Genomic DNA, 23,542 nt, shown 5'->3' on the forward strand with positions numbered 1-23,542 from the left:
TGCAATATAAAAAAAAATATGAAATAATTCTAATATAGCAACATGTAGTTATTAAAACTACGTGGGAATAAATGGGAGGGTAAAAGAATGGAGAAATATTTAAGAGAACCTATTAATGGATTAACTCATTTTATTGGAGCAGTTCTATCATTATTTGCATTAATAGCAATGCTAGTAAAGGTATATACAAGGGGAAGTTCTACAATAACATTTGTATCAGTTTTATTTTTCGGGATAAGTATGATTTTATTATATAGCGCATCAGCAACATATCATTCAGTAATAGCAAATGATAAAGTAATAAAAATTCTAAAACGATTGGATCATTCTATGATATTTATATTAATAGCAGGGTCATATGCACCATTTTGCCTAGTGGCGTTAAATGGAAAGGTAGGAATAAATCTATTTCTAGCAGTAACAATATGTGCAGTAATCGGAATTGCATTTAAATTATGTTGGGTAACTTGTCCTAGATGGCTCAGCAGTAGCATGTATATAGGAATTGGGTGGTTTGCAGTATTTGCCATATATCCAATGTCTCAAGTTTTATCTTCATTTGGACTATCATGGTTAGTTCTTGGAGGAATAATGTATACAATAGGTGGAATAATATACGCATTAAAATCAGATAAAATAAAAGTATGGCTCTTTGGAAGACATGAAATATTTCATATATTTATTATGTTGGGAACCCTTTGTCATTTTATTTGTGTATTTGTATATATAATTTAAATCAGAATTTTAAGTTGCATTAATCTAGTAGATTATATAGGGGATAAAAGAAATACTTATTTTAAATAAATTTAGTATTCCTTTTATCCTTATTTTTTTATAAAAACATAATTACATTTATATGGAACTAGATTGTTTTATTATAAAACATCTTTTAAAACTTGATAAGATATATTAGGTATAGTAAGATAAATTATAAAGAATAAATAGACTTTAAGGGGATGGAAAAATGGGCTTTCGTCAAAGGTTAAAAGATGCTAGTAGAATAGTAGTAAAGGTTGGATCATCAACATTAACTTATGATAATGGAAATATTAATTTAAGTAGAATTGAAAAGCTAACGCGCGTATTATCTGATGTAGTTAATTCAGGTAAGCAGGTTACGCTTGTTACATCAGGTGCAGTTGCTGTTGGTGTTAATAAATTAAAATTGAAAGAAAAGCCCGAAAGTATAAGAGAAAAGCAAGCAGTAGCAGCAGTTGGACAATGCGAACTAATGCATATATATAGTAAATTTTTTGGAGAATATAGCCATGTGGTTGGGCAAGTGTTACTCACAAGAGATGTAGTAGAAGATGATCATATTAGGGAAAATGTATGCAATACATTTGAAACTTTATTAGATAATAAGATAATTCCTATAGTAAATGAGAATGATACAGTTTCAATAGATGAGATTGAGAATATAGTTAGATTTGGTGATAATGATAATCTATCGGCAATAGTTGCATCATTAATTAACGCAGATTTGTTAATAATTTTATCTGATATAGATGGGTTCTATGATTCAGACCCAAGGAATAATGAGAGTGCAAAATTACTAAATGAAGTTAGAGAAATAACTCCTGAGTTAGAAGAGTGCGCTGGAGGTGCAGGATCAAATCTAGGAACTGGTGGAATGATCACAAAATTATCAGCAGCTAAGACATCCACAAAAGCAGGAGTAGATATGATTTTAGCGAATGGAAGTGAACCAGATATAATAATAGATATTTTGAATGGTGAAGAAATAGGAACTTTATTTGTATCGTAGGTAAAATAAGAAATGGGGGCTAAAAATGAGTGAGTTAATAATTAAAGGACAAAATGCTAAAAATGCTTCTTATGATCTTGGTATTGCATCAACAAAGCAAAAAGATGATGCACTTATGATTATGGCAGAGGAATTGATAAAGGCAAAAGGAGACATAATATCAGCTAATCAAGTGGATTTAGATATAGCAGTATCAAAAGGTACTTCAAAAGCTATGTTAGATAGATTAGCTCTTACAGATGAAAGAATAGAAAGCATGGCAGCAGGGCTTAAAGATGTCATAAAACTTCAAGATCCAATAGGTGAGGTAATATCTATGTGGCAAAGACCTAATGGATTACAAATAGGTCAGAAGAGAGTACCGTTAGGAGTTATTGGAATAATTTATGAAGCAAGGCCTAATGTAACTTGTGATGCAGCAGGGCTTTGTATAAAGACTGGAAATGCTGTTATTCTAAGAGGCGGAAGTGAAGCTATTAATTCTAATAAAGCTATAGTTAAGGCATTAACAAAAGGAATTGAAAGATCTGGTTTGCCTAAGGATTCAGTACAGCTAGTAGAAGATACAAGTAGAGAAGTTGCAACTGAAATGATGAGGTTAAATGAGTTTATAGATGTTCTTATTCCAAGAGGTGGAGCAGGATTAATTCAAGCTGTTCTTAAAAATGCTACTGTTCCAGTTATAGAAACAGGAACAGGCAATTGTCATATATATGTAGATAGAGACTGCGATTTTGAAATGGCAAAAAACATTGTTATTAATGCAAAAGCATCAAGACCTTCTGTTTGTAATGCAGCTGAAAAGTTACTTATAAATGAAAAGATAGTGGAGGACTTTTTGCCGATAGTGGTTAATGCCTTAAGAGAAAACGGCGTTGCTGTTAAAGGTGATGAAGTATCACAATCTATAATTAACGACATTGAGAAAGCTGCTGAAGAGGATTGGGGAAAAGAATATTTAGATTATATAATTGCCGTAAAAGTAGTTAAAGATGTAGATGAAGCAATTTCGCATATAAATAAATATGGAACAGGGCATTCGGAAGCAATTATTACAGAGAGCTATAAAAATTCACAAAAGTTTTTACAAAGAGTTGATGCAGCAGCTGTATATGTTAACGCGTCAACAAGATTTACAGATGGTTCAGAGTTTGGTTTTGGTGCAGAAATAGGAATAAGCACTCAAAAGTTACATGCCAGAGGTCCAATGGGACTTAAAGAATTAACAACAATCAAATATATCATTTATGGAAATGGCCAAATAAGATAATACAGAGAATATAAAGGATATTATTGCATGATATTCTTTATATTCTTATATATTATAATAATTAAAGATACTAAATTAATATTTTCATGAATAAATCAACATAATTAAGTATTGCCAAGGAAATAATCTTAAAATATATAAAGTGTGTTGTAATAATATGTAAATATTTATATGATAAAATAATAATATTAAATAGACTTTATAACTATAAAAAAGTATAGTATAATCCAATGTGAAAACGTATCAAATGGATCTAAAAAGGGGGATGACAATTGTGAAAATAGCATTAATAGCACATGACAAAAAGAAGGAAGATATTATTGAATTTTCAAAGAAGTATAAGGATGTACTAGCTAAATATGAGCTAGTTGCTACAGGAACAACTGGAATGAAGATATCAGAAGCAACAGGTCTTGAAGTTAAGAGATATTTATCTGGTCCATATGGAGGAGATCAACAATTAGGTGGTCGTATTGCAGAAGGAAAGATTGATCTAGTAATATTTTTTACAGATCCATTGACAGCGCAACCTCATGAACCAGATGTATCAGCATTGCTTAGAGTTTGTAATGTACATAATGTAGCTGTTGTTACTAATATAAAAACAGCAGAACTTATAATTAAACAATTTTAAATTATGGACAAACCAGTTAAAATCATATATACAAAAACAAAGGGAGTGTCGCAAAATGATTAAATTTTAATCAGGAGCGATGCTCCTTTTCGGTTTAAGCCAGCAAATCTCCAAATATTTGAAATACAATATTAATTATTTAAAGAATTCTGATTTTTAAGCACACTAAAATAAGCCTAGTTAATTTATTCCATAATTAGGCAGTAGGTTTCAATTCATGAAGATGATTCTGAGTTTTTTCATTTTGTATTTTTGAATGTAATTTGTTAATATTATAACCAAAACAAAGCAAAATAAATTCAGTTTGAACGCTATTTTTTCCACGTGTTAAAAATCTATTGAATTCATAATCACTTTTTAGAACTCCAAATGCTCCTTCGACCTGAATAGATCTATTCATTCTTAATTTAGTTCCAAATTCAGTTGTAATATTTTTATAGGATATTTCACGCTTTTCCACAAAAGTTTTTGAAACCTGCATTTTTCTATTTCCTTTTGCTTTTGTGCATTTTACTTTGTAATCGCAATTATCACAGTTTTCGCATTCATACACAGTTACTTCTGATTTGTATCCACTTGCGGATTTTCTATAAATAATAGAGGTAGGTATTAATTTTCTATTGTTATGACAAATATAAAAATCCGATTCAGCATCATATTTCATATTTTCGCGCTTACTTATATCATTTTTAAAACTTCTTTTTTTCCACTTCTCATAAGTTTGTGGTTTTATATAAGGAGTTTGCTTATTTGATTCTAAGAATAAATAGTTTTCTTCGCTTTCATAACCTGAGTCTGCAATTATATTAAGATATTTACGACCGATTTTTTCTTTCATATTATTAAGCATAGGTATTAATGTTGCTATATCATTTCTATCATCAAATATTCCGACGCCGGTTACGTATTCACTTTCAACTGCGATTTGCACATTATATGCAGGTTTTAATTGACTATTTCTCATATGATCATCTTTCATATGCATGAAAGTTGCGTCTGGATCAGTTTTAGAATAACTATTTCTTTTTGAAAATATTTTTTTACTCAAATTATATTTTTCTTCTCTCTCTTTATATTCAGATAGTTGCTCTGTCCACTTTTGAATTTTGGTTTTTCTTTTACCAATTCCATGAACAAACTCTATGTTTCTTTTCTTTTTTTCATATTCAAGCCATTGAAGAATTTTATCAATATCATCTATTAATGTTTCTTTCTGAACAGTAAATTTTTTTAATTCTCCAAGGTTAATATTTTCTAAAAGAACAAGAATTTTATCAAACATTTTTTCTTCATTTTTTAAAATAGTTTTTTTCCAAACAAATGTATAACGATTAGCATTCGCTTCGATTTTAGTACCATCAATAAATGCATTTTCAAATAGTATTTCATTTTGATTTGCTAAATAATTAACTTGTTGATAAAATAAATCTTCAATTACCTCATTTGAAATATAGTCTTTACGAAATCTACTGATTGTAGCATGATCCGGTGCCTTATAACATTGAAGTAACCACTTAAAATTTATATCTCTTTTGCATGCTTTTTCGATTTTCCTGCTTGAATAAATATTTTGAGAATAAGCATATGATATTATTTTGAACATAATTTTAGGTTCCACTGCCGGTTTTCTTCCAACGGAAGAGTACGCCTTATACAACTTCGTGTAATCTAATCCCTCCAATACATGGCTTAGCAAGCGGACTGAATCATCTGATGGTATTAAATTTTCTAGATTTAATGGTAATATAAGTTGAAAATTATCATTAATCTCAGTATGATCTTTATTGTGTAATTTGGTTTTTAGCATAAGTAAATTATACAATGAATGTGAGTTCTTCGGAATTCACATTTTTTATATCTAAAAAAATGAGCCGCTACAAAACTAACTATGTTAGTTTTGCAACAGCCCCTTTTAGAAAAAGTAGTGTTAAATTTGAGATAGGTCAATTCAGAATTAACTGTAACTGCCTAAATTTTCTGAATATTTTATTAATTATATGATAACATAAATTATATAAATTTGCAATTAGCAATCATTTGTGTATAAATGGAGTATGAACATGATTATAATTCTAAGGTAATAGCAAGGAAATATAGCTTGTAAACTAATAGAATATCTTAAAAGGAAGGATTATAATGACTGATTTAAACAGATATACATTAATAACTGGTGGTAGTGACGGAATTGGATTTGAGTTAGCAAAAATCTATGCCAAAAATAAAGATAATTTAATTATTATAGCAAAAGACGAAATTAAGCTAAGGAATACTAAAAGTAGGCTTGAAGATCAATATGGAGTAATTGTGGAAATAATTCAATGTGACCTATCTGTGGATAAAGGTTATAAAAAGATAATAGAAGTTGTGGAAGAAAAGAATTTAATTGTGGATAATTTAATAAATAATGTAGGCATAGGTTGCTTTGGTTTTTTTCATGATTTAGAAGAGGGACTTGAAGAAAAGATAATAAATATAAATATTACCGCATTGACTATGCTTACAAAGTACTTTTCTAAAAAGATGGTTGAGAGAAGACATGGAGGCATTTTAAATGTGGCATCAACAGCAGCATTTATTGGTGGTCCTAAAATGTCTATATATTATTCAAGCAAGGCATATGTTTTATCATTAACAGAAGCAATACATGATGAGTTGAAAGATTTGGGAATCAGGGTAAGTTGCCTTTGCCCTGGGCCTGTAAGGACATCATTTCAAGAGAAGGCTGGTATAAAAAAATCACAAAGATCTAAAAGATATTTAATGAATGCTAGTGATATAGCAAAATGTGCTTACAGAGAATTTTCAATGGGCAAGACAATAATTATTCCAGGATATAAAAATAAGCTGTTGATTTTAGGAAATAAATTAATCCCTAGAGCGTTAGGAAGAAAAATTATATTAAAGAATAATAGTTAGTATTTATATTAGCTATTATTCTTTTTTTTATATAAATATGCATGCATTATATCGATTTAAATATAGCATTATCATAATAAATATTTAGTTACTTAATTGGGATACATATTTTAATTCACATATAATTAAGGATTAACATACAAAAGTAATTATTTGAATTAATGGTATATTTATATCTGAAATAAAAAGAATATGAATAAAAATTCAAATAAGTGTATTTTTATGCTTTATATAATCTTATTTTTATGATAAGATTTATATATTGAATAAATTAAAGATAAATAAGCAATAGACAATAAGTAATAAATAAAAATAATTATATTAAATATTAAACTATCCTTAAATTATCTTGACACAGGATTATCTATCAACTAGAATAGTTAGAAAGAGAAATTTTAAAAGTTAAGATACACTTTAACTTGGTCCTGTGAGGCCAAAAAGGGAAGCATGACTATGATATTTGAAAGCTGAATGAAAAATTTCATAGCTTATTTTTTGAATTCAAATATTTGTATGGTATATCACAGGATAGTGAAGAGATCAGGTTTTCTGAAATCTCTTTATTATCCTTTTGTTTTATATTAAACAAAGATTCATAAGGTGTAGTTTTAGCAAAAATATATTTGTAGGAGGCTTAAGTATGAAAGCAAAGCTTATATTAGAAAACGGCATGATTTTTGAAGGAAAAGCTTTTGGATATCTAAAAGAAAGCGTCGGAGAAGTAGTATTTACAACTGGAATGACAGGTTATCAAGAAGTACTTACTGATCCATCTTATTACGGACAAATAGTAACGATGACTTACCCTTTAATAGGGAATTATGGGATAAACCTTGAAGATATGGAGTCTGATTCAATAAAAGTAAGGGGTTTTATTGTTAGAGAAAAATGTAATATGCCAAGTAACTTTAGATGTGAATTAGAACTTGAAGATTTTTTAAAACAAGGAAAAGTTATTGGCTTGGAAGGAATAGATACAAGAGCTTTAACTAAGGTTTTAAGAAATAGTGGTACTATGAGAGGTCTTATAGCACTAGAAGATGTTGACGATGAATATGTGAAAGAAAAAATAGCAGGATTTTCTACTAAGGAAGCTGTAAAGACTGTTACAACAAATAAGTCTTATGTGGTTGAAGGAACAGGAAAACATATTGCGGTTATGGATTTCGGTATAAAGACTAATATAATAAGGAATTTCAAAAAGAGAGGCTGCAAATTAACTATATTCCCAGCAACAGCAACAGCAGAAGAAGTTTTAAATATTAACCCGGACTTAATATTTTTATCTAATGGACCTGGGGATCCAGAAGATTTAGATTTTGCCATAGAAAATATTAAAAAATTAGTTGGAAAGAAACCAATAACAGGTATTTGCTTAGGGCATCAATTATTGGGATTAGCGTTAGGTGGTAAAACTACTAAATTGAAGTTTGGACATAGAGGATGCAACCATCCTGTTAAAGATTTAGAAGCTAATATTGTGCATATAACTTCGCAAAATCATGGGTATGTAGTAGAGAAGTTACCAGATGACATGGAAGTTACTCACGTTAATATAAATGATGGAACTGTAGAAGGAATGAAACATAAGACTTTACCAATATACTCAGTTCAATTTCATCCAGAAGCATCAGCAGGTCCAAAAGACAGTGAATATATATTTGATAAGTTCTTAGAATATGCACTATAGGAGGTTTTAGTAAAATGCCATTAAATAAAGATATAAAAAAAGTTTTAGTTATAGGATCAGGTCCGATAGTCATAGGTCAAGCAGCAGAGTTCGATTACTCTGGAACTCAAGCTTGTGAAGCATTAAAATCAGAAGGTATAGAAGTTGTACTTGTAAATTCAAACCCTGCAACAATAATGACTGATAAAGAAGTTGCAGATAAAGTTTATTTAGAGCCATTAACATTAGAATTTGTTGAAAAAGTAATAGCTAAGGAAAGACCAGACAGCTTACTTGCAGGAATGGGTGGTCAAACAGGACTTAACCTTGCAGTAGAATTACATGATTCTGGTATATTAGAAAAATACAATGTAAAAGTAATCGGAACCTCTATTGCATCAATTAAAGAAGGTGAAGATAGAGAGTTATTTAGAGATATGATGAATAGGATTGGAGAACCAGTTATAAAGAGTGAAATTGTAACTGACTTAACTGCAGGTTTGGAGTTCGCTAATAAGATTGGTTATCCAGTTATAGTTAGACCAGCTTATACATTAGGAGGATCTGGCGGTGGTATCGCTGATGACGAGGAACAACTTAGAACAATATTAGAATCGGGACTTCAACTAAGCACAATTGGTCAAGTTCTACTTGAAAAGAGCGTTAAGGGGTGGAAAGAAGTAGAGTACGAAGTAATGAGAGACTCTTATGGAAACTGTATTACTGTATGTAATATGGAAAATATAGATCCTGTTGGTATACACACTGGAGATAGTATAGTTGTAGCTCCATCACAAACTCTTTCAGATAAAGAATATCAAATGCTTAGAACAGCATCAATAAATATAATAAATGCAGTTGGAATTGAAGGTGGATGTAATGTACAGTTCTCGCTAAATCCAAATAGTTTTGAATATGCAGTTATAGAAATAAATCCGAGAGTTTCAAGAAGTTCAGCACTAGCATCAAAAGCAACAGGATATCCTATTGCAAAACTTGCTGCTAAAATAGCTCTTGGATATGGATTAGACGAAATAAAAAATGCTGTTACACAAAAAACATATGCGTGTTTTGAACCAACACTTGATTATGTTGTAGTAAAAATACCAAAATGGCCTTTCGATAAATTCTTTGGTGCTGACAGAGAACTTGGAACAAAAATGATGGCAACTGGAGAAATTATGGCTATTGGAGCCAATTTTGAGCAGGCGTTTTTAAAAGGAATTAGAAGCTTAGAAATAGGAAAATATTCATTAGATCATAATAAATTTAAAGAATATAGTATTTCAAAATTAAAGAGCATAGTAATGAAGCCTGATGATGAAAGAATCTTTGCATTAGCTGAGATGATAAGAAGAGATTACATGATAGATAGAATAAATAAAATTACTGGAATCGATATGTTTTTCTTAGAAAAAATAAAGTGGATAGTTGAAGAAGAACAAAGATTAAAATTAAGTAAAATAGAAGATTTAGATAAGGAATGGTTACATCATTTAAAGAAAAAAGGATTTTCTGATAAAGCTATAGCTGATATGCTAAAGGTTAGTCCAGACGATGTATATAGATTAAGAGACATATGGAGTATAAAGCCTTCATATAAAATGGTTGATACTTGTGGAGGAGAATTTGAAGCATTATCTCCATACTATTACTCAACTTATGAGCAATATGATGAAGTAGAAGTATCAAATAATAAAAAAGTTATAGTTATAGGTTCAGGTCCAATAAGAATAGGGCAAGGTATTGAATTTGACTACGCGTCAGTACATTGCGTAAAAGCACTAAAGAAACTTGGAATTGAAACTATTATAGTTAATAACAACCCAGAAACAGTAAGTACTGATTTTGATGTATCAGATAAGTTATATTTTGAGCCATTAACGGAAGAAGATGTTTTAAATATAATAGAAAAAGAAAAACCAGATGGTGTAATACTTCAATTTGGTGGTCAAACAGCTATTAAGCTTGCAAACTTCTTAAAGGAACAAAATATTGTAACGCTTGGAACTACAGCAGATCAAATAGATATGGCTGAAGATAGAGAAAAGTTTGATGAATTACTAGAAAGATTAGGAATATCAAGACCAAAAGGTAAAGGAATATGGTCTTTAGAAGAAGGATTAGAAGAAGCTAAGAGATTAAAGTTCCCAGTACTTGTTAGACCTTCATATGTAATTGGTGGTCAAGGAATGGAAATAACTCATGACGAAGAAGAGTTAACATACTACTTAGAAAATGCTTTCGCTAAAGACAGTAAAAATCCAATACTTATAGATAAATATCTAATGGGTAGAGAAATAGAAGTAGATGCCATATCAGATGGAGAGAATATTTTAATACCGGGTATCATGGAACACTTAGAAAGAGCTGGAGTTCATTCAGGGGATAGTGTAACTATGTATCCAAGCCAAAATATATCTGACAAAATTAAAGCAGATGTATTAGAGTATACTAAAAAATTAGCATTAGCAATTGGGATAAAGGGTATGATAAATATTCAATTCATAGAATTTGAAGGAGAATTATATGTAATTGAAGTTAATCCAAGAGCATCAAGAACAGTACCATATATAAGCAAGGTAAGTGGAGTTCCAATAGTAGATTTAGCTACACAAGTAATGCTTGGCGCTAAATTAAAGGAATTGGGATATGGAATAGATGTATATAAGGAACCTGAACTAGTTTCAGTTAAAGTTCCAGTATTCTCAACTCAAAAGTTACCTAATGTTGAAGTAAGCTTAGGACCTGAAATGAGATCAACAGGAGAAGTTTTAGGAGTTGGTAGAAACATAAAGGAAGCACTTTACAAAGGATTTGTTGGAGCGTATATGTATCCTTCAAAGGAAAAAGGAAAAATACTTGCTACAATAAATAAGCATGATAAGGCAGAATTCCTACCAATAGCAAAAGATCTAGCATCAGTAGGATACAAATTTATTGCAACATCAGGAACTTGCGCTTTATTGAAGGAAGCAGGTATAGAAGTAGAAGAAATAAGAAAGATAGATGAAGAAGAACCAAATATTTTAGATATAGTTAAAAACAGAGAAGTAGACCTAGTTGTAAATACTCCAACAAAAGGAAATGATTCGAAAAGAGATGGTTTCTTAATAAGAAGAGCAGCAGTTGAGAGAAACTTAGGAGTAATTACAGCATTAGATACATTAAGAGCAATTGCAGATGTGGAACTTGAGAAGTTTGATGAGAATAAGGATTTGGAAGTATTCAATATAGCAAAATAAAAATTAATGAGTTAAAGCGGTATTAAAAAGACTAATCAAGTTACTGCACTTATTTAAAAATTAAAACTAGGATATGACAGATGATATCCTAGTTTTTTTCATGAAATATATTATTAAAAGGAAATATTGACAAGTGAACATATGTTCTGTATAATACAATTAATGAACATATGTTTGCTAAGGAGATGTGTATTATGAACGAATCGGGAAATTTTTTTGTTAAGTTAAACTGTAAAAGCATTGATAATATTAGAAGCTTAATTATAGATAAACAGGGTAATTACATAAAACAACAAGAAAAATACATAATGTGTGCTGGAAAGTATGATAAAAATGGTTGGACGTTAGTTTTTAGAGCTAAAAGTTTTAAAGAAGCTGAAGCATTAGCAAATTTGAATCCATTTCTAAATAGAAGAAGCATAAATTAAAGTACATAAAATCTAGATGAATTTTCATACTATATATCTAAACTTTCATTCATTAACTAGTGAAAAATTAAAGAATATATAAAAAATAAGCTACAAAAATTTTATAATTTAGTAGCTTATTTTATATTTCATATTTTATATCAGAAATGACAATTGAAAGATTTTCTATTAAATTGACTTTAGAACCAATTTTATTAGGATAATCGCTTTTAAGTATTTTTATAGTTGGTCTTAATGGAAAGTTAGGCATAGTCTCTTCAACTACTCCTACATCACCATTGCTAAGGCTTACAATTGTTCCCTGAGGGAATGGGATAACAATTTTACAGAATACGTTAAGCATATCATGATCAAAGAGTGTTCCGGCATTTGACATTAAGTATTCGAGTGCATCACTAGGACACATAGCTCTTTTATAAGGCCTGTCAGAAGTTAATGCATCATAAACATCTGCAATACTTACAATTCTAGCGAGATAGCTAATTTTATTACCAGATATACTATTAGGGTAACCTAGTCCATCAAATCTCTCATGATGTTGCAGAACTATAAGTTTGATATGAGAGCTTAAGCTAAAAAAGTTATTCAAAAATTTATATCCATATAGAGAATGATTTTTTATTACTTCAAATTCTTCAGGTGTTAATTTACCTGGCTTTTGAAGAATTTCACTTGGAATAAATGATTTTCCTATATCATGAATTAGCGCACCAATGCAGAGATAAGTTAGATTGCGCTTAGATAAATTTAAGCTGATTCCAAGTATAAGTGATATTACAGCAACATTTACACAATGAGCATAAGTATAATTATCCATGCTCTTTATATCAACTAAAGAAATCAGTATATTTTTATTGGATAAAACATTATCTAATAACTCTTCTGCTATATTAGTAATTGAATTGAAATATTGTTGTTCCTGCTTTGTATACTCACTAATGCTCCTCTTTTCAAATTTATGAACAGAAGCTATTCTTTCTATATCAGAGAATGTTTCTTTAATTACAGATATAGATTTTTGTCTTAATTCCGGCTTTATAACATCTTCAATTTCAGCAGAACTATAGTCATCAATTATATATAAAGAGAATATTTTATATTCCTTAATTTTTTGTAACATAATATCGTTTAACAGAATACCAGCTCTAAGTAGACATCTACCATCAGGGGTATATATGTCTTTGCCTAGCAATGAATTTTCTCTTACACATTCAATTGGAATTAATCGCATGATTATACCTCACCAAATTAATAATAATCATTATATCATAAATAACATGTAAATTTATACAATGACAATGCAAAAATATTAAAATAATATCTAAAATTCTCATATATTATGAAAATATTTTTATATAAGAAGACGTTTATTTTGAATGATATAGAGTTTTTTGATAAAATTATATTTAATAATGTAATAAAAAAGGTTATGTAAATAAGTTAATATTTTATAATTCATTTAATTATCAAATTGAGTAGATGGAAAGCAGAAATTATAGACATTGGATAAATAAAGTAATAAAATATTTGTAGATAAAATATATTAAAGAATAATAAATCGGATTTATGTTTACTTTTTTATCATTGTAATTTTAAATATTAGTTAATACTTAAGATTCAACCAAAATTATTTTTAGATTTGAAATGTGGTTTCATATATCTGATTAGTTATTTGTGCATACCTAAATATTTGAAAAAATGGAGTGAGGACGTTTTGAATATAAAAACTGACCCCATAGGATTTTTTGATTCAGGGGTAGGAGGTTTAAGCGTGATGAGAGAAGCAATATCTATCATGCCTAATGAAAACTTTATATATTTCGGAGATTCAAAGAATGCACCCTATGGAACTAAGAAAGTAAGTGAGGTAAGAGATCTTACAATTGATGCTGTTGAGTTTTTACTAAGTAAAAATGTTAAAGCGGTTGTAATAGCCTGCAATACTGCAACTAGTGCAGCAATAGAAGAGATTAGAAGTAAATATAAACAGATATCCATAATAGGAATAGAGCCAGCATTAAAGCCAGCTGTTAAGTTAAATAGAAAAGGTCAAATAATAATAATGGCAACGCCTATGACATTGAGGGAAAAGAAATTTAAATTATTAATGGATAAATATAAAAATGAGGCTAATATAATATCATTACCATGTGCAGGGTTAGTAGAATTTATAGAACAGGGAATAGTAGAGGGCGAAGATCTAGAGTATTACTTAAAGGAAAAGTTCAAAGGTTACTTAGATAATGATATAAGCTCCATAGTTCTTGGATGTACTCATTATCCATTTATAAAAAAGGCTTTATCAAACGTTATTGGAAAGGAAATACCTCTTATTGATGGTGGATTTGGTACTGCTCAAGAATTGAAGAGGAAGTTAATTGAAAGTGGTTTACTAAATGATTCTAAAGAAAAGGGGAATATAGAAATTTGTAATTCAATAAATGATGATAAAGTGATAGATTTTTGTTATAGTTTAATTAATTTTAAAATATAAATATGATTCAGATTTATTGAGATATATAATATAAGGATGAATTTAAATTTATGTTTTAGATAATAATACTAATTAAGATTGATATCGAGAGGAGAATATTTAAAGATGAAGAATCCAATTATTACAATGACTATGGAAAATGGTGGAGTTATAAAAGCAGAATTATATCCTGAGGCAGCACCAAATACAGTGAGAAATTTTGTAGACTTAATCAATAGAGGATTTTATGATGGTCTAATATTTCATAGAGTTATTCCCAATTTCATGATTCAAGGGGGATGCCCAGAAGGAACAGGCATTGGTGGCCCAGGATATTCAATAAAGGGAGAGTTTACAGGCAATGGTTTTAAGAATACTTTAAAACATACAAGAGGAGTATTATCAATGGCTAGAGCTATGCATCCAGATTCAGCAGGAAGCCAATTTTTCATTATGGTAGCTGATGCTCCACATTTAGATGGCCAGTATGCATCATTTGGTAAGGTTATTGAAGGAATGGAAGTAGCCGATAAGATTGTTGCACAAAAAACTGATATGTCAGATAGGCCTTATGAAGATCAAGTAATAAAAAGTGTTACAGTAGATATACAAGGGGAAGAAATAAAAGAGCCTGAAATAATTGAAGAGTAAAAAATACCATTCTACAAGACTATAGTAAGTAAAAAGAAGAGAGGTGTCATGGATGGCTACAAATAATAAATGTATATTAGCGTATGGATTAAAAGAGGATGAAATTAAGAAAATTGAGAGTCAGAATATTAAAGTTATAGAAATTAATAAGAATATGACTTTAATGACATTAGAAGATATAATTAATGGAAACAAAAATGAAGATTCTTACGATGAAATGCAGTTGAGTGAAAAGGCACTAATTTTCAATGGATTTAAGGATGAACAATTGAAAGTTACTATTAGATATATTAGAAGCTTTATTCAAGGTGGAGTACTTGCTGTATCTACAGCACAGAATTACAAGTGGACTTTTAAATATCTATTAGAGCACTTAATTGAAGAAAGAGAATGGTATAAAGAACAACAAAAGGGGAGAAAGTAAAGTGAGTCGTGTAGGAGAAAATATAAAACAAGCTAGAGAAAAGAGCGGACTTACGGTTAAAGCTTTAGCTAAAAAACTAGGTGTAGCAGAAAAATATTTAAATGAAGTTGAAATGGGAAGAAAAGTTGCACCTGAATCACTAATAGATAAAGCGGGCAAGGTATTAAAAGCTGATTTAAATGACATAAGCATGGTTGTTACCGATGAAGTATTGATGGAAGAAAGAAAAACTTTAAAGGAAGTTCCTAAAAGAAATGTAGAAAGTTCAGAAGTTTGGACTGATGCTTTCTCATCAGTACTTAGAAGTGTTCCAATATATGATTATTCACTATCTAATAAAAAGGGTTCTAAAGAGATGCCTATTCATTCAAATAAAATCGAGAATTATCCTCAAGATAAAGTATTTTATTTAGAAATTGAAGATGATGAAATGAATGGATTTAGAATGCTAAAGGGTGATGTTGCATTTGCACATGCTGTGAAGGATATAAGTAATAGCGGATTTTTCTTAATAGATTATAAGGGAAAAAGGAAAGTAAGACAAATAAAGGTATTAGGTAATTCTAAATTACTTTTAGTAAGCAATGCTGGAAGTCTTCTTACTGAAACCATGGAATTAAAAGAAGTAGATGTAATTGCTAAATTAGAAAGACTAGAGATTACATTATAAACAACTAATGTAAGAACTCTTATATTGAAGAATTAAAGCGTAGGTAGAAACAGAGAATAATTGAATTTTTCAGTTATTCTCTGTTTTTGTTACATTAAAACATTTAATTGCATAGTATATCTATGAATATATTTAATTAAGGTGTGGTAATTATGCCTGAATTGGAGACACAAATATCTTCAAAGGTAGATGCATCAATAGGATTATTAGCTAATGTTCCAAAAGCTATATTAGATGAACTAGGTTATAAGTATCAGAGTCAGGGTAACAATGTGGAGCTCACTATTTTATATAGAGATACTCAAGAACAAACAAAATCATTTGTTGAAGGCTTAGGAGGAACTTTTCAGGATTTAGGATTTAACTTTGCTGTTGTTAATATACCCAGAGATAAATTAGAACAGCTATCAATGAGTAATTCTATTCAATATATAGAATTACCAAAGAACTTATATGAGCAAGACCAAGAAAGTAATAGGGCATCCTGTATACTTCAATTGGCTCCAAATTTTGATGTTTCAGGTGAAGGGATATTAGTCGGCTTTGTAGATTCTGGGATAGATTATACTCACCCTGCTTTTATGGATTCGACCGGAACATCCACTAGAATAGAATACATTTATGATTTAAGTACAGGGGGAAATGTATATAATAAGCAAATGATAAATGAAGCAATAAAATCCAATAATCCATTCTCAGTAGTTCCATCAATAGACAATAGTGGACATGGAACTCACGTTGCAGGAATCGCATGTGGTGGGGGAAGAATAAATCCTATGTATAGAGGTGTAGCTCCTAATTCGTCTATAGCAATGGTTAAAGCTGCTAGGGGAACTGCAATCTTAAGCTCTCAGATTATGCAGGGAATCAAATTTCTTATAGATAGAGGTAAAGAACTGAATATGCCGCTAGTTATTAGTATTAGTCTTAGCACTAATGATGGAGCACACGATGGAAGCAGCTTACTAGAGCAATACATTAGGACTATATCTAACTTGGAAAGAGTATCTATTGTTATTGCGGCAGGAAATGAAGGTGATGCAGGTCATCATGTTGGCGGACAATTAGTTAAAACACAAAGGCAAATTTTTAATATAGCAAGCGAAGAAAAATCAATAGTAATGAATTTTTATAAGACAATATTACCTAATATATCAGTTAATATAATAAATCCAACAAGCCAAGGAACTGGAAATATTAATATACAAGAAGGTTACATTCAAGGAACAATAGGGAGTGATAGATACGATATATATATATCTGGACCTAAACCTTTTGAATTGAATAGTGAAATCAGAATAATTCTTTCTGCTAGATCTGGCTTTCTTGTTGAAGGTGTATGGACATTAGAAATAAATGTTACGAATGAATACTTAGGAGCATATTCAATATGGCTTCCGGTTTTAGAAGGATTAAATCCTGCAACTAAATTTTTAGAACCTAATCAATATAATACGCTTGGCATACCAGCAACAGTAGATAATATAATAGCTGTAGGAAGTTATAATTATAGAACCAATAATTTATCATCATTCAGTGGAAGAGGTGCACAAGATCAGAATATAGTAAGACCTGATTTAGTAGCCCCAGGAGAGGATATTGCAGGGCCGGTACCAAATGGTGGATACGATAATAAAACAGGTACATCAATGGCTACTCCTCAAGTATCTGGAATATGTGCGTTAATGATGCAATGGGGAATAGTTAAAGGAAATGATCCATATTTGTTTGGTCAAAGGTTAAAATATTATTTATTAAGAGGAGCCAGAAGAAGACGTACAGATGTAACATATCCAAATCCCTCATGGGGATATGGTGAAGTATGTATATTCAACAGTTTAAGAGCGTTACAAAATGATTTAAATGCTATTTTGACTAGAGGAAATATAAATTCAAGAGATATACAGGTAACAAATAGCGTACCTAATAAATATAATATTTTGAGAAAAAATATAAAGAGGGAAGTTATGGAGAATACGAGTAGTGGAAATACCTCAACAAATATCGGTAGGTTAAAGATTCAATGTTTCAGGGGGGAGGATTATATTCCAATTGATGGAGCCAGAATAACTGTAAGAACACCACAAGGCGCTGAAAGTGTTAATAGTATTCAGCTAGTTACAGATTCAGTTGGATTGACACAAATAATTGAATTGACAGCGCCACCTTTAGAATATTCTTTGAATCCTAATAGCAACCAAGTGCCTTATAGTTTATATGATATAACGGTTGAAAGAGATGGATTTAACCCAATAGTAATAAGAGGATGTCAAGTATTTCCTACACAGGTTGCCTATCAGATTTGTAATTTGACAAGTAACTCAGGAAGGGGAATGATGAGACAAGAGGTTATAAATATACAACCAAATACATTGAATGGAAATTTTCCACCTAAAATACCAGAGGATCCAGAAAAGCAGTTACCCCCACCAAGTTCTGGAGTTGTATTGCCTCAACCAATAGTTCCAGAATATATTATTGTACACCAAGGTGGGCCAAATGATCCATCAGCACCAAATTATAAAGTACCTTTTAAAGATTATATTAAAAATGTTGCTTCCAGTGAAATATATTCAACTTGGAATGAATCTGCTATAAGAGCAAATGTATTCTGCATTGTATCATTTACGCTAAATAGAATTTATACTGAATGGTACAGAGGAAAAGGAAAGAATTTTGATATTACCAGTTCAACAGCTTATGATCACGCATTTAATTATGGAAGAAATATTTACGATAGTATAAGTGCTATTGTAGATGAAATATTTTCTACTTATATAAAGAGAGTTGGAGCTAAACAACCACTTTTGACACAATATTGTGATGGAAAGAGTGTTACCTGCCCTCAGTGGTTAAGCCAATGGGGAAGTCAGCAATTAGCTCAACAAGGAATGGTTCCATATGATATTTTGAAAAATTATTATGGAAATGATATCGAACTAACTACAGCTGAAAAAGTTTCTGGAAGCCCACAGTCATACCCTGGTGAACCGCTTACTATAGGATCTTCAGGTCCAGCAGTAAGAACTATCCAGAATCAATTGAATAGAATAGCTAGAAATTATCCTTTGATACCTAAGGTTGCTGAGGATGGACAGTTTAATCAAAAGACAGCAGATGCAGTAAAAACATTTCAACAAATATTTACATTACCACAAACCGGAATTGTTGATTATGCAACATGGTATAGAATATCGGACATCTATGTTGGAGTATCAAGGATAGCAGAACTTAGAGATTCTTCAAGTTTAAGAAGTACGCTTGGAATGAATGAATTTATGCCTCCGATTATACCAGGTTTAGATAATAAAAGAGGAATTCCTAAATTTTATTATTAGAATTATATTAAGATGGTTTTTAGATGTAGAAGCAGTTCCCATTTTCTCTGTCAGCTACATTATATAGCTGTGATTAGAATAGGAGCTGCTATAATTAATGAAATTATTAGAAGATATATGTATGATAAAAATTTATTTTTCTATTCCTTCTAGATTAAATTCAGGAATGAAATCAGATATGTTAGCACCTTCATCTTGTATAAATCCATTAACTACGCCAATATCTAAAGCATAATTAATTAGGCTATCGTAGTGTTTTGGATTAAGTTTCTTATTTATTTCTGGATAATCGCAAGCATTAAACATAGGAATATATTGATTCATTAAGCTTATATAAATATCAGTTTTATATCTATTATATAGAATATCTATTATCTTTTTTGAATCAAAAAGGAGTCCAGGAAGCATTAGGTGTCTTACAATAACTCCCTTTAGTATATTTCCATTTGAATCAAACTTGGGAGTGCCAACTTGTCTTAGCATTTCATCTATTATTTTTATAGTATTGGAAGCATAATCATTAACTTTAGAGTATTTTAGAGAATATTTATTATTAAAATATTTGAAGTCCGGCAAATAAACATCAATATATCCATCCAATAATCTTATAGTTTCAATAGAATCATAACTATTGGTATTATAAAGAACTGGGATAGTTAAATTATTTTTTTTAGCTATTTTTAAGGATTCAATTATTTGAGGAACATAATGAGTAGGAGTCACTAAGTTAATGTTGTTTGCACCTTTTTTCTGAAGTTCTAGAAAAATTTCAGAAAGTCTTTCAATAGATATTTCTGCACCAACAATTGATGTGTTTTTAATGCTATTTTTATTAAAATCAGAAGAAGATGAATTAACACTAATCCCCTGACTTATATTATAGTTTTGGCAAAATACGCATTTTAGATTACAGTGAGAAAAAAATACAGTACCAGAACCATTTCCTTGTGAAATAGGTGGCTCTTCCCAAAGATGAAGGGAAGCCTTAGCCACTTTTATGATATTGCTAGCTTTGCAATATCCTATTTCACCATTATTTCTATTTACTTTACAATCTCTATTACATAAAGTACATTCATTTAATAAATCTAGATAATTCATTTATATCAAATCCTTTAAGAATAATTATTAATATATTTTATAAAAAGTATATCATAATTATTTGATTTGAGTCGTGTTAGAAAAATCTTTTTTATGCTTAAAAAAGAATAGTATACATTGGAATATAAAAATCAAACTTAATAGCCCAAATATAGGATATAGTTTAGTTATAAGAGTTCCAAATCCAAATTGGGAAATTAAAAGAGCAAGACTTATTACGATAAAAATTGCTTTTTTAAATTTTATATTAAATGTTTGCTCTAGGGTTTTACTTATGGAATATATGTCAGAAACTTCAGTAGAAAACATCTCCAACCAGATTATCACGAGTAACAATGCTTGAATTAAGTTACCAAATCTATTAGCGACAAAAAGTAAAGGAATCTCATATTTATATATATAAGGTTGATTAATTGTTAATAATAAATTTATCATTAAACAAAGTATAGTTAGTCCAATTGCGCCGGTTACTATTCCAGTAATCATTATTTTACTTTTCTTCATTTGAGTGCTAAGTGGTACTAGGACTCCTGAGGCTGAAAGTGTATTATATCCAGCATAAAGTACTGTTGAAATAAAGATTCCAGTTTTTTGTTTTGGAAAGCTAGCGATATTATCTAACGAAACTGTATTTCTACAAAATGCAAAATATAAAACTGTAATCAAAGTAAGAGTACAAATTAAACCTGGAACAATAAAGGAATTAACTTCAATTAATCCTTCAGTATCTCTAAGTAGAAAAAATATGGCTATTGCAATCATTATTAGTGAGCCAATTATCTTGGGTATTCCAAAAAACTGATGTATCAAAGCACCACTTCCAGCAAGTATTATAGATGCGCTGGAAATAAGAAAGAGAGTTGTTATAAAACCAGTGATTTTACCAAATATATTAGGACTTATTATATTCATAACATCACTATAAGAGCTAAGATTATAATTAATGCTTATTCTAGAAATTATAGAACTTATTAAGATATAGAAAATACCACAACCTATAATTCCTATGAAACTAGATATACCGTATTGAGTAAAAAATTCTGTGATTTCTTTTCCAGAAGCAAGACCAGCCCCAACTATTGTTCCGATAAACACAGTGGCAACTTGAAATACTTTTACCATTTCCTTTTTCAATATTTATCCCCCTTAAAGAATGTTCCTTTTATTAAATATATAAGGTTTACTTTTAATTTATTCTTTAAATGTTACAATATTTAAAGAAGGTATATTAGACACATAAAGAGGAGGAAATATGAACAGTTTTTGGGATGGAAAAAGATATCATAGTTTAAACTATTTTTTAAGAAATAAATTTGGTGAAAAAGTATTTAAAATATCTTTAGATGGAGGATTTTCTTGTCCGAATAGAGATGGAAAGATAAGTAATGGGGGCTGTCTTTTTTGTAGTGAAAGAGGTTCAGGAGATTATGCTGGTGACAGAGAATTGTCTATTTCAAAGCAATTTCATGATATAAAGGATATGATGTCACAAAAGTGGAAAAGTGGTAAGTATATAGCTTATTTTCAGGCTTACACAAACACGTATGCACCTATTGATGAGTTGAAAAGAAAATATGAAGAGGCATTAAATCAGGAGGGAGTTGTAGCTATCGCAATAGCAACAAGACCTGATTGTTTAGATGATGATGTATTAGAATTATTGGATAACATAAACAATAAGATTTATCTTTGGATAGAACTTGGACTTCAAACCAGCAATGATGATACTGCTAAAAGAATTAATAGAGGATATAAATTAGATGTATTTGAAAATGCAATGAGAAAATTAAAAGAGAGAAATATTGATGTAGTAGTTCATGATATTTTAGGATTACCGGGTGAAACTAAAGAGGATATGTTAGAAACAATAAATTATATAGCTCATTCAGGGGCTAAAGGAATTAAACTGCATCTACTACATTTAATGAAGCAAACACCTATGGTAAAGTTATACGAGGCAGGAGATCTTAAGTTTCTATCGCAAGATGATTATATAGATCTTGTGACTCATGGAATAACACTACTTCCAAAGGACATGGTAGTTCACAGGTTAACAGGCGATGCACCAAGAGATCTCTTGATCGGACCAATGTGGAGTTTAAAAAAATGGGAAGTTTTAAATTCAATAGATAGGACTCTAGAAGATAACAACTTATGGCAAGGAAAAAATTTCAGAGAGTAACTATATATTAATTCTAATGATTAGGAATGGAGTAAGTAAAATGAAAATAGATATTATAATTTCAGCAGATGATATAGTTGAAAGCAGAGTAATGAATAAGATTGCAGTTATAATTGATATATTTAGAGCTACATCTGTAATTATAACAGCACTAGATAATGGAGCAAGAGAAGTTATTCCTTATTTGACTATTGAGGAAACACTGGAATATGCAAAGAAACTTAGTAGAGATAATTATATTTTAGGAGGAGAGAGAAAAGCTGTTAAAATTGAAGGTTTTGATCTATCAAATTCTCCATTAGAATATACAAAAGAAAAAGTTGAAGGCAAAACAGTGCTTATGACTACAACAAATGGAACAAGAGCTTTAACAAAGTCAATGGAGTCTAAAAGAGTTTTTATAGGTGCTATGATAAATGGAGAATCAGTGGCGAAAAAATTGATTAATATAAATGATGATGTGGTTATTATTAATGCAGGAACAAATGGAAACTTTTCAATGGATGATTTTATTTGTAGTGGATATATAATTAACCAAATGCTAGATATTAATAGAAATATAGAGTTAACAGATATAGCAAAGACTGCCTGTATGATATATAAAGAAAATATAAATATCTTAAGCTATGTACGAGAAGCATCTCACTATTCAGTAATGAAATCCTTAGGATTAAATAATGATATTGAATATTGCATAAAAAAAAGCATCATAGATATAGTTCCAGAATATAAAGATGGAAAAATAACCTGTGAATGAAAAACTGTTTAAGATT

The 23,542-nt window shown here is 29.9% G+C and carries 19 protein-coding genes; 15 read left to right on the top strand and 4 right to left on the bottom strand.

Annotated features, from left to right (window positions below; genetic code table 11):
* The first annotated feature begins 87 nt into the window (after nt 1-87).
* The 4 genes from trhA to mgsA all read left to right on the top strand — a co-directional run bounded on the left by trhA (nt 88) and on the right by mgsA (nt 3,672).
* A complete protein-coding gene (gene trhA / locus AXY43_RS14545) occupies nt 88-735 on the top strand; it encodes a PAQR family membrane homeostasis protein TrhA (RefSeq protein WP_011967388.1) in 648 nt (215 codons plus the stop codon).
* A gap of 229 nt (nt 736-964) precedes the next feature.
* A complete protein-coding gene (gene proB / locus AXY43_RS14550; protein ID WP_017209551.1) occupies nt 965-1,768 on the top strand; it encodes a glutamate 5-kinase in 804 nt (267 codons plus the stop codon).
* Nucleotides 1,769-1,793: 25 nt separating this feature from the next.
* Nucleotides 1,794-3,038, top strand: a complete 1,245-nt coding sequence (locus tag AXY43_RS14555) for a glutamate-5-semialdehyde dehydrogenase (protein ID WP_039773416.1) — start codon at nt 1,794-1,796, stop codon at nt 3,036-3,038.
* A 274-nt stretch (nt 3,039-3,312) separates the two neighbouring features.
* Nucleotides 3,313-3,672 (top strand): methylglyoxal synthase, encoded by a 360-nt coding sequence (mgsA, locus tag AXY43_RS14560; protein ID WP_105411741.1) that lies wholly within the window; start codon nt 3,313-3,315, stop codon nt 3,670-3,672.
* Nucleotides 3,673-3,868: 196 nt separating this feature from the next.
* Here the strand turns inward: mgsA and AXY43_RS14565 are convergent, their stop codons facing one another.
* Entirely contained in the window at nt 3,869-5,479 is a 1,611-nt protein-coding gene (locus AXY43_RS14565) for an IS1182 family transposase (RefSeq protein WP_435867739.1), read from the bottom strand.
* A 329-nt stretch (nt 5,480-5,808) separates the two neighbouring features.
* On the opposite strand from AXY43_RS14565, the gene AXY43_RS14570 reads away from it, so the two are divergent.
* From AXY43_RS14570 to AXY43_RS14585, 4 genes are all read left to right on the top strand, one after another.
* Nucleotides 5,809-6,588 carry an SDR family NAD(P)-dependent oxidoreductase gene (locus AXY43_RS14570; protein WP_077868834.1) on the top strand — a complete coding sequence of 260 codons (780 nt, stop codon included), beginning with the start codon at nt 5,809-5,811 and terminating at the stop codon, nt 6,586-6,588.
* Nucleotides 6,589-7,228: 640 nt separating this feature from the next.
* Nucleotides 7,229-8,278, top strand: coding sequence for a glutamine-hydrolyzing carbamoyl-phosphate synthase small subunit (gene carA, locus AXY43_RS14575; RefSeq protein ID WP_017209548.1), 1,050 nt, complete (start codon nt 7,229-7,231; stop codon nt 8,276-8,278).
* Nucleotides 8,279-8,292: 14 nt separating this feature from the next.
* Complete coding sequence (gene carB / locus AXY43_RS14580) at nt 8,293-11,502, top strand: carbamoyl-phosphate synthase large subunit (protein ID WP_011967394.1); 3,210 nt, start codon at nt 8,293-8,295, stop codon at nt 11,500-11,502.
* Nucleotides 11,503-11,696: 194 nt separating this feature from the next.
* Nucleotides 11,697-11,930 carry a hypothetical protein gene (locus AXY43_RS14585; RefSeq protein ID WP_017209546.1) on the top strand — a complete coding sequence of 78 codons (234 nt, stop codon included), beginning with the start codon at nt 11,697-11,699 and terminating at the stop codon, nt 11,928-11,930.
* Between the two features lie 121 nt (nt 11,931-12,051).
* Here the strand turns inward: AXY43_RS14585 and AXY43_RS14590 are convergent, their stop codons facing one another.
* A complete protein-coding gene (locus AXY43_RS14590) occupies nt 12,052-13,161 on the bottom strand; it encodes an HD-GYP domain-containing protein (RefSeq protein WP_017209545.1) in 1,110 nt (369 codons plus the stop codon).
* Nucleotides 13,162-13,644: 483 nt separating this feature from the next.
* Here AXY43_RS14590 and murI point away from each other — a divergent pair, with 483 nt between their 5' ends.
* From murI to AXY43_RS14615, 5 genes are all read left to right on the top strand, one after another.
* Entirely contained in the window at nt 13,645-14,424 is a 780-nt protein-coding gene (murI, locus tag AXY43_RS14595; protein WP_039773412.1) for a glutamate racemase, read from the top strand.
* 105 nt (nt 14,425-14,529) lie between these two features.
* Nucleotides 14,530-15,054 carry a peptidylprolyl isomerase gene (locus AXY43_RS14600; protein WP_105411742.1) on the top strand — a complete coding sequence of 175 codons (525 nt, stop codon included), beginning with the start codon at nt 14,530-14,532 and terminating at the stop codon, nt 15,052-15,054.
* Nucleotides 15,055-15,106: 52 nt separating this feature from the next.
* A complete protein-coding gene (locus tag AXY43_RS14605) occupies nt 15,107-15,478 on the top strand; it encodes a DUF3783 domain-containing protein (protein ID WP_011967399.1) in 372 nt (123 codons plus the stop codon).
* A 1-nt stretch (nt 15,479) separates the two neighbouring features.
* Nucleotides 15,480-16,148 carry a helix-turn-helix domain-containing protein gene (locus AXY43_RS14610; RefSeq protein WP_017209542.1) on the top strand — a complete coding sequence of 223 codons (669 nt, stop codon included), beginning with the start codon at nt 15,480-15,482 and terminating at the stop codon, nt 16,146-16,148.
* A gap of 152 nt (nt 16,149-16,300) precedes the next feature.
* Complete coding sequence (locus tag AXY43_RS14615) at nt 16,301-19,486, top strand: S8 family serine peptidase (RefSeq protein WP_087702768.1); 3,186 nt, start codon at nt 16,301-16,303, stop codon at nt 19,484-19,486.
* Between the two features lie 132 nt (nt 19,487-19,618).
* Here the strand turns inward: AXY43_RS14615 and AXY43_RS14620 are convergent, their stop codons facing one another.
* Nucleotides 19,619-20,587, bottom strand: a complete 969-nt coding sequence (locus AXY43_RS14620; protein ID WP_087702767.1) for a radical SAM protein — start codon at nt 20,585-20,587, stop codon at nt 19,619-19,621.
* Nucleotides 20,588-20,644: 57 nt separating this feature from the next.
* Nucleotides 20,645-21,721, bottom strand: a complete 1,077-nt coding sequence (locus AXY43_RS14625) for a YkvI family membrane protein (RefSeq protein WP_039773407.1) — start codon at nt 21,719-21,721, stop codon at nt 20,645-20,647.
* A 118-nt stretch (nt 21,722-21,839) separates the two neighbouring features.
* On the opposite strand from AXY43_RS14625, the gene AXY43_RS14630 reads away from it, so the two are divergent.
* Nucleotides 21,840-22,769, top strand: coding sequence for a TIGR01212 family radical SAM protein (locus AXY43_RS14630; protein WP_105411743.1), 930 nt, complete (start codon nt 21,840-21,842; stop codon nt 22,767-22,769).
* A 40-nt stretch (nt 22,770-22,809) separates the two neighbouring features.
* On the top strand, nt 22,810-23,526 hold the full coding sequence (locus AXY43_RS14635; RefSeq protein WP_105411744.1) for a 2-phosphosulfolactate phosphatase family protein: 717 nt from the start codon (nt 22,810-22,812) through the stop codon (nt 23,524-23,526).
* Nucleotides 23,527-23,542 lie beyond the last annotated feature (16 nt).

It is taken from the genome of Clostridium sp. MF28 (assembly GCF_002969175.1).
In the GTDB taxonomy this organism is placed as follows: Bacteria; Bacillota; Clostridia; order Clostridiales; family Clostridiaceae; genus Clostridium; species Clostridium beijerinckii.

Coding starts and splice junctions, on each gene's coding strand:
- AXY43_RS14605 (WP_011967399.1), top strand. CDS start 15,107: ATGGCTACAAATAATAAATGTATATTAGCGTATGGATTAAAAGAGGAT.
- AXY43_RS14635 (WP_105411744.1), top strand. CDS start 22,810: ATGAAAATAGATATTATAATTTCAGCAGATGATATAGTTGAAAGCAGA.
- AXY43_RS14555 (WP_039773416.1), top strand. CDS start 1,794: ATGAGTGAGTTAATAATTAAAGGACAAAATGCTAAAAATGCTTCTTAT.
- trhA (WP_011967388.1), top strand. CDS start 88: ATGGAGAAATATTTAAGAGAACCTATTAATGGATTAACTCATTTTATT.
- AXY43_RS14570 (WP_077868834.1), top strand. CDS start 5,809: ATGACTGATTTAAACAGATATACATTAATAACTGGTGGTAGTGACGGA.
- AXY43_RS14615 (WP_087702768.1), top strand. CDS start 16,301: ATGCCTGAATTGGAGACACAAATATCTTCAAAGGTAGATGCATCAATA.
- AXY43_RS14600 (WP_105411742.1), top strand. CDS start 14,530: ATGAAGAATCCAATTATTACAATGACTATGGAAAATGGTGGAGTTATA.
- AXY43_RS14620 (WP_087702767.1), bottom strand. CDS start 20,587: ATGAATTATCTAGATTTATTAAATGAATGTACTTTATGTAATAGAGAT.
- proB (WP_017209551.1), top strand. CDS start 965: ATGGGCTTTCGTCAAAGGTTAAAAGATGCTAGTAGAATAGTAGTAAAG.
- AXY43_RS14565 (WP_435867739.1), bottom strand. CDS start 5,479: ATGCTAAAAACCAAATTACACAATAAAGATCATACTGAGATTAATGAT.
- carA (WP_017209548.1), top strand. CDS start 7,229: ATGAAAGCAAAGCTTATATTAGAAAACGGCATGATTTTTGAAGGAAAA.
- AXY43_RS14630 (WP_105411743.1), top strand. CDS start 21,840: ATGAACAGTTTTTGGGATGGAAAAAGATATCATAGTTTAAACTATTTT.
- AXY43_RS14590 (WP_017209545.1), bottom strand. CDS start 13,161: ATGCGATTAATTCCAATTGAATGTGTAAGAGAAAATTCATTGCTAGGC.
- AXY43_RS14585 (WP_017209546.1), top strand. CDS start 11,697: ATGAACGAATCGGGAAATTTTTTTGTTAAGTTAAACTGTAAAAGCATT.
- carB (WP_011967394.1), top strand. CDS start 8,293: ATGCCATTAAATAAAGATATAAAAAAAGTTTTAGTTATAGGATCAGGT.